At 68.3% G+C, this 6,838-nt stretch carries 6 protein-coding genes; all 6 read left to right on the top strand.

Translation table 11 applies throughout. From position 1 onward, the window contains the following. Window positions 1-1,169: RluA family pseudouridine synthase (locus ACIKT0_RS10565; protein ID WP_407105313.1), on the top strand; the 1,169-nt coding region annotated here is incomplete at its 5' end. 50 nt (window positions 1,170-1,219) lie between these two features. Further along, window positions 1,220-1,900 carry an HAD-IA family hydrolase gene (locus tag ACIKT0_RS10570; RefSeq protein ID WP_407105314.1) on the top strand — a complete coding sequence of 227 codons (681 nt, stop codon included), beginning with the start codon at window positions 1,220-1,222 and terminating at the stop codon, window positions 1,898-1,900. Then, window positions 1,900-2,643, top strand: coding sequence for an ATP12 family chaperone protein (locus tag ACIKT0_RS10575; RefSeq protein WP_407105315.1), 744 nt, complete (start codon window positions 1,900-1,902; stop codon window positions 2,641-2,643). The genes ACIKT0_RS10570 and ACIKT0_RS10575 overlap by 1 nt, the downstream gene beginning before the upstream one ends. Before the next feature lie 176 nt (window positions 2,644-2,819). Beyond that, a complete protein-coding gene (locus ACIKT0_RS10580; RefSeq protein ID WP_183393879.1) occupies window positions 2,820-4,346 on the top strand; it encodes an acyl-CoA carboxylase subunit beta in 1,527 nt (508 codons plus the stop codon). Window positions 4,347-4,545: 199 nt separating this feature from the next. Then, entirely contained in the window at window positions 4,546-5,496 is a 951-nt protein-coding gene (locus ACIKT0_RS10585) for an acyl-CoA desaturase (RefSeq protein ID WP_407105316.1), read from the top strand. A 162-nt stretch (window positions 5,497-5,658) separates the two neighbouring features. Beyond that, window positions 5,659-6,801: a glycosyltransferase gene (locus ACIKT0_RS10590; protein ID WP_407105317.1), complete on the top strand. Its 1,143-nt coding sequence runs from the start codon at window positions 5,659-5,661 to the stop codon at window positions 6,799-6,801. Window positions 6,802-6,838 lie beyond the last annotated feature (37 nt).

The raw sequence follows: 6,838 nt of genomic DNA on the forward strand, positions 1-6,838 counted from the left end.
CGACCAAGGCCGCGGCTCGGGCCGCAGCCGGCGCGGCGTTCCGCAATCCGGCTCAGAAGCCCGCCGCCCAGAAGGCCTCCGGCGCGCCTCGTTCGGCGGTGGAGAAGAGCCTTGCGATGGCCTCCAGGCCATTGCCGGCGCTTCCCGGCAAGTCCGCCGGCGTCCAGACGATCCCGGTCCGTGAGGCCGAAGAGGGCATGCGCCTCGATCGCTGGTTCAAGGAGCGCTTTCCGGCGCTGGCCTTCGGGCATCTCCAGAAGCTCTGCCGGACCGGTCAGATCCGCGTCGACGGCGCGCGCGCCAAGACCGCGACGCGGCTCTCGGCCGGCATGCAGGTCCGCGTCCCGCCGCTGAAGAACGAGGACGACGACGCCGAGGGCGTCGCGGCCCCCGCCGTCCGCCATCCGTCAAGCGACGACAAGGACGCGCGGTTCCTGAAGGACATCACGCTCTTCGAGAGCCGGGACATCCTGGTGTTGAACAAGCCGTTCGGCCTGGCGGTGCAGGGCGGCTCGGGCACCACCCGGCATGTCGACGGCCTGCTGGAGGCGCTGCGCGACCGGCAGGGCCAGAAGCCGCGCCTGGTCCATCGGATCGACAAGGATACCGCCGGCGTGCTGGTCGTCGCCAAGACGCGACTGGCCGCCTCCGAGCTCGCGCGCGCGTTCCGCTCCCGGCTCACCCGCAAGATCTACTGGGCGCTCGTCGCCGGCGTGCCGCGGGTCCGGCAGGGGCGGATCTCGACCTATCTGGCCAAGGGCGAGGGCGACGGGCCCGAAGGCGAGCGCATGCAGGTCGCCGATCATGGCGACGACGGCGCCAGCCACGCGCTGACCTATTACGCGGTGGTGGACCAGGCCGGGCAGAAGCTGTCCTGGCTGTCGCTGAAGCCGGTCACGGGCCGGACCCACCAGCTGCGCGCCCATTGCGCCCATATCGGCCATCCGATCGTGGGCGATCCCAAATACTTCAACGTCGAGAACTGGGAGTTCCCGGGCGGCTTGCAGAACCGGCTGCACCTTCTCGCGCGGCGGCTCGTGCTGCCGCTCGCGAATGGCGATGTGCTCGACGTCTCTGCGCCCTTGCCGCCGCACATGGCGCAGTCGTGGAGCGTGCTCGGCTTCGACGCCAGCGATTACGACCCGATCGTCGACGCGCCGGAGGACTGAGCGCCCGTCGGCCCGGGTCGCTTGTGCGCGGGGGCCGAGGGGCTTAGTTCATGCCCATGAAGCTCGTCATCTTCGACGTCGACGGCACGCTCCTCGACAGCCAGCACGCCATCGTGGCGGCCATGGCGGAAGCCTATCTGCAGCACGGATTGCCGGCGCCCACGCGGGAGGCCGTGCGGGCGATCGTCGGACTCTCGGTCGCGGAAGCGGTGGCGGAGCTTTCGGCCGAGGCCTCCGATCATCCGCTGCAGGACATCGGCGAGGCCTTCAAGCGCAGCTTCATGGAAAGCCGCAGGAGCTCGCCCGACGGCATGGCGCTCTATCCGGGCGCGCTCGAGATCATCGGAGCATTGGCGGCCCGGCAGGATGTCCTGCTCGGCCTCGCCACCGGCAACTCCCGACGCGGCGTCGCGCACTTTCTGGAGCGTTTCGGGTTGGAGGACCGCTTCGTCACGCGCCAGACGGCCGACGACGCGCCGTCGAAGCCTCATCCGGCGATGGTGCTTCAGGCGGTCGCCGAGGCGGGCGTGGCGGCCGAATGCGCCGTTATGATCGGCGACACCACTTTCGACATGGAGATGGCGCGGGCCGCGGGCGCTCGGGCGATCGGCGTCGCCTGGGGCTATCACCCGCGCGAGCGCCTGCTCGCCGCCGGCGCCGAAACCATACTGGAGAGCTTTGAGGAACTGCCGGGGGTTCTTGGGCTGCTGGACGCCGTGGAGGCCGCGTGATGGTTGAGATCGCTCCGGAAGCGCTCGGGAAGGCTTCGCTCCCGAAGCGTTTCTACAAGACAGTCGAGGTTCTCGACGACGCGGGCCGCTTCTTCGTGACGCTCGATCGCCGCAAGGTGAGGACCCCGGCCAAGGCCGCTCTCACCTTCTCGTCGCTCGCCCTCGCCGAAGCCGTGGCCGAGGAATGGCGCGCCCAGCAGGACGTCATCGATCCGCGGACGATGCCGCTCACCCGCATCGCAAACGTGGCGATCGACGGCGTCGCGTCCGAGCGCGACGCGGTCGTGGCCGAGATCGTGAAATACGCGTCGAGCGACCTCGTCTGCTACCGGGCCGACACGCCGGACCGGCTCGTTGCGCGCCAGACGGAGCATTGGGATCCGGTGCTGGCCTTCGCCCGCGACGATCTCGGCGTCCGCTTCGTGCTGGCCCAGGGCGTGATGTTCGTCGACCAGCCGGAAGACACACTCGAGGCGGTGCGGCAGGCGCTGCCCCGGGACGACCATTTCGTGCTCGCGGCGCTCAGCACGATGACCACCCTGACCGGCTCGGCCCTGCTGGCGCTCGGCGTCCTGAGGGGCTGGCACACGGTCGAGCAGGCCTGGGCCGCTGCGAATGTCGACGAGGGCTGGAACACTGAGCTCTGGGGGCATGACGCCGAGGCCGCGGCCCGCCAGGAGGCGCGGCGCGTCGAGATGGAAGCCGCCGCCCGCGTCATCACGCTGAGCCTCTCGCCCCGCTGAGCGCCGCCGCCCCCTGGGCGGCCGGACGCGCGGGCCAAAACCAAGCCGGCTCCTGAGTCCCGCGGGGGGAGCGCCCCAGGCTCGGCCGTCTTCCTCCTTTGTCGACGTTGCCGGGCCGCGTCGGTCGGGCTACGGCTGCACCGCAACATCCTTGATATTTGAAGGGCGGCGTCGCGATGAAGGACATTCTGCAGGAGCTCGAGCAGCGTCGCGCCACCGCCCGCCTCGGCGGCGGCGAGAAGCGCATCGCCGCCCAGCACGCGCGCGGCAAGCTGACGGCTCGCGAACGGCTCGAGATCCTGCTCGATCCCGGCTCCTTCGAAGAATACGACATGTTCGTCGAGCATCGCTCGAGCGACTTCGGGATGGAGAAGCAGAAGATCCCCGGCGACGGCGTCGTCACCGGCTGGGGCACGGTGAATGGCCGCAAGGTCTTCGTCTTCGCGAAGGACTTCACGGTGTTCGGCGGTTCGCTGTCCGAAGCGCACGCCCAGAAGATCACCAAGATCCAGGACATGGCGATCCGGAACCGGGCCCCCGTGATCGGCCTGTTCGACGCGGGCGGGGCCCGCATCCAGGAAGGCGTCGCGGCGCTCGGCGGCTATGGCGAAGTGTTCCAGCGCAACGTGCTGGCCTCCGGCGTCATCCCGCAGATCTCGGTGATCATGGGCCCGTGCGCGGGCGGCGACGTCTATTCGCCGGCGATGACCGACTTCATCTTCATGGTCCGCGACCGGTCCTACATGTTCGTGACCGGTCCGGACGTCGTGAAGACGGTGACCAACGAGACGGTCACCGCGGAAGAGCTCGGCGGCGCCAAGGTGCACACGACGAAGTCGTCGATCGCCGACGGCGCCTATGACAATGACGTCGACGCTCTGGTCGACATGCGCCGGCTGATGGATTTCCTGCCCGGCAACAACATCGAAGGCGTGCCCGAGTGGCCGTCCTTCGATGACCCGGACCGGCTCGACGCTTCGCTCGACACGTTGATCCCGGACAACCCGAACAAGCCCTACGACATCAAGGAACTGATCCTGAAGACCGTCGACGAGAGCGACTTCTTCGAGATTCAGGAAGCCTTCGCGCGCAACATCGTCACCGGGTTCGGCCGGATGGAGGGCCGCACGGTCGGGATCGTCGCCAACCAGCCGATGGTGCTGGCGGGCGTTCTCGACAGCGACGCGAGCCGCAAGGCGGCGCGCTTCGTGCGCTTCTGCGACTGCTTCGAGATTCCGATCGTCACCTTCGTCGACGTGCCGGGCTTCCTGCCCGGCACGGCCCAGGAGTATGGCGGGCTCATCAAGCACGGCGCGAAGCTGCTGTTCGCCTACGCCGAGGCGACCGTCCCGAAGGTCACCGTGATCACCCGCAAGGCCTATGGCGGCGCCTATGACGTCATGGCCTCGAAGCATCTGCGCGGCGACGTCAACTACGCCTGGCCTTCGGCGCAGATCGCCGTGATGGGCGCCAAGGGCGCCGTCGAAATCATCTTCCGCGGCGCCGACGCGGACGGCATCGCGCAGAAGACCAGGGAATACGAGGATCGCTTCATGTCGCCCTTCGTGGCGGCCGAGCGCGGCTATATCGACGAGGTCATCCTGCCTCGATCGACCCGCCGCCGTGTCGCCCGCGCGCTCGCGATGCTCCGGGGCAAGCGGCTCGAGAACCCCTGGAAGAAGCACGACAACATTCCGCTCTGAGGCTTTTCGTCCCGAAATGGCACGTGGAGCCGGATGCGGCTTGACAAAAAACTTCGCCGGTTAACCTTCCGCTAACTTCCGACTCGCTTTTTCCGAGCGTTAACGCTTCATTAACCCTCGCGATCGGGAGCGAGGGCGTGCGCCTGCGCCGCTGAGAAAGCGGCGCTCCGTGGCTGATCGCGTAGCGATGAGGTCAGGAATGGTCGCACTCGATCTTGCACCGCTCCACGGCGAAGCCGAGGAGCGCGTTCACCCACGCAAAGGCGTCAAGGTCGGTGGCCGCGACGCGCTCTGGAAACGGCTGGAATACGGCACGCTGATCGGCGGCATGGCGGTCGGCGCCATGCTCGGCGTCTGGTGGATGTTCACCCACCAGATGACCTGGATCGAGTGGACCTCGCTGGCCGTGGGCTACGTCGTCATCAATGTCGGCGTCGGCATGGGCTACCACCGTTATTTCACCCACCGCGCCTTCGAGACCTCGACGCCGATGCGCTATGCGATCGGCATCCTGGCGCAGCTCTGCTGCCAGGGCTCGGTGCTGCGCTGGGTGGCCGATCACCGCCGCCACCATGCGCACGCGGACCAGTGCGGCGACGTCCACAGCCCGGTCGTCGACGGGATGTGCAACAACGAGGGCACGCTGAAAGGGCTGTTCCACAGCCATATCGGATGGCTTGCCGACGCTACGACGACGGATCTCGACGTGTTCGCGCGCGATCTCCAGCAGGACCCGGTCATCATGTGGTGCCACCGCACCCGCTGGTTCTGGGCCTTCGTCTCGATGGCGGGCGCGCCCTTCCTGTTCGGCTACGCCTTCGGCGGTCTCGAGCACGGCATCGGCTCGATGCTGGTGGGCGGGTTCCTCCGGACGTTCCTGTTCCTCAACATCGTTCTCGCCGTGAACTCGATCGGCCACACCTTCGGGTCGGAGCGGTTCGAGAACCACAGCCACGCCAAGAACAACTGGATCCTGGCTCTGCTGACCTTCGGCGACGGCTGGCACAACAACCACCACAAGCACCCGCGCAACGCCTATGCCGGGCTCGCCTGGTACGAGATCGACGTGAACGGCTACATCATCTCCGGCCTGGAGAAGCTCGGGCTGGTGTGGAACGTCGTGCGCGTGCCGACCGCCAAGGCCGACTGAGCGGTCGGCCCTCTCCCTCTCTCTCTAGCGACTGTCCAGCCGGAGCCTTGCGCTCCGGCTTTTTTGTATGCGCGGATTTGCGCATTGAGGGGTAAGCACTTCTGGCTCTCGATCACGTATATGTAATTCATGCCCGGGCGACGCCTGGGGCGTTCGGGCGAGATGATGCGCGTACTGGTCGTGTCGATCGGCACATACGGCGACGTGCTGCCATTCATCGCGATGGCGGCGGAGCTCGGTCGCCGCGGTCATGAGGTCACGCTCGCCAGCGCCGAGACGTTCGAGGCGCCGGCGCGGCGGGCCGGCGTCGCCTTCGAGCCGCTGATGTCGACGGCGGAATACGCCGGCCTGTTCGACCATCCGGATTTCTGGCGCCCATGGCTGGGACCGCAGCGCCTTTTCTCGGCGCTCCCGGAGCTCGCGCGGCCGACTTACGAGTTCATCGCGCGCAATCACCAGCCGGGAGAGACGGTGGTGGTCGCCTCCGCGCTGGCGTTCGGGGCCCGCGTGGCCGAGGAGATCCTCAAGGTCCCCGTGGTCTGGGCGCATCTGACGCCCATCCTGCTTCCGAGCCGGCACGAGCCGCCGCGGCTGCCCTTTCTGCCCCTGCCGCGCTGGTTGCCGCCTACCCTGAAGTGGAAGCTGCAGACCGGCGCGTACAAGTACGCCATCGCGCCGCGACTTCTGCCGCAGCTCAACGCGTTCAGGGCCGAGCACGGCCTGCCGCCGATCCAGAACCTGCGCAAATGGTGGCGGCCGCGTCGGCGCATGGCGCTGCTGTTCCCGGACTGGTTCGCGGCCCCGCAGCCGGACTGGCCCGAGCAGGCCCGCCAACTCGATTTCCCGCGGGCGGACCTCTTCGGCGCGCGCTCGGAGCGCCTCGATCCGGCGCTCCAGGCGTTTCTGAGCGCGGGCGAGAAGCCGATCGCGATCACGTTCGGATCCGCGCGGTTCGGGTCCGACAAGCTCTACCGCGCGGCGATCGAGGCCTGCGTGCGGCTGGGCCGGCGGTGCCTCGTTCTCTCCCAGCAGCCGATGGAGGCGCTCGAGGGCCTCGAGCACGCCGCCTTCTTCACCGAGTACGCGCCGCTGAGCGAGGTGCTGCCGAGCTGCGCGGCTCTGGTTCATCACGGCGGGGTCGGCACCGTCTCGCTCGCGCTCGCCGCCGGCGTGCCTCAGCTGATCGCGCCGATGGCGTTCGACCAGTTCGATCACGCGGCGCGCGTGCGGCGCCTCGGTTGCGGCGCCTCGCTCTCTCGCTGGCGGTTCGGCTCTCGGGATGCAGACCGTGTGACCAGCATCTGACATCTCAGGATTGCCGCCGGTAGCCGGCTCGAATTAG

The organism is Hansschlegelia beijingensis (assembly GCF_045505405.1).
Taxonomy (GTDB): domain Bacteria; phylum Pseudomonadota; class Alphaproteobacteria; order Rhizobiales; family Methylopilaceae; genus Methylopila; species Methylopila beijingensis_A.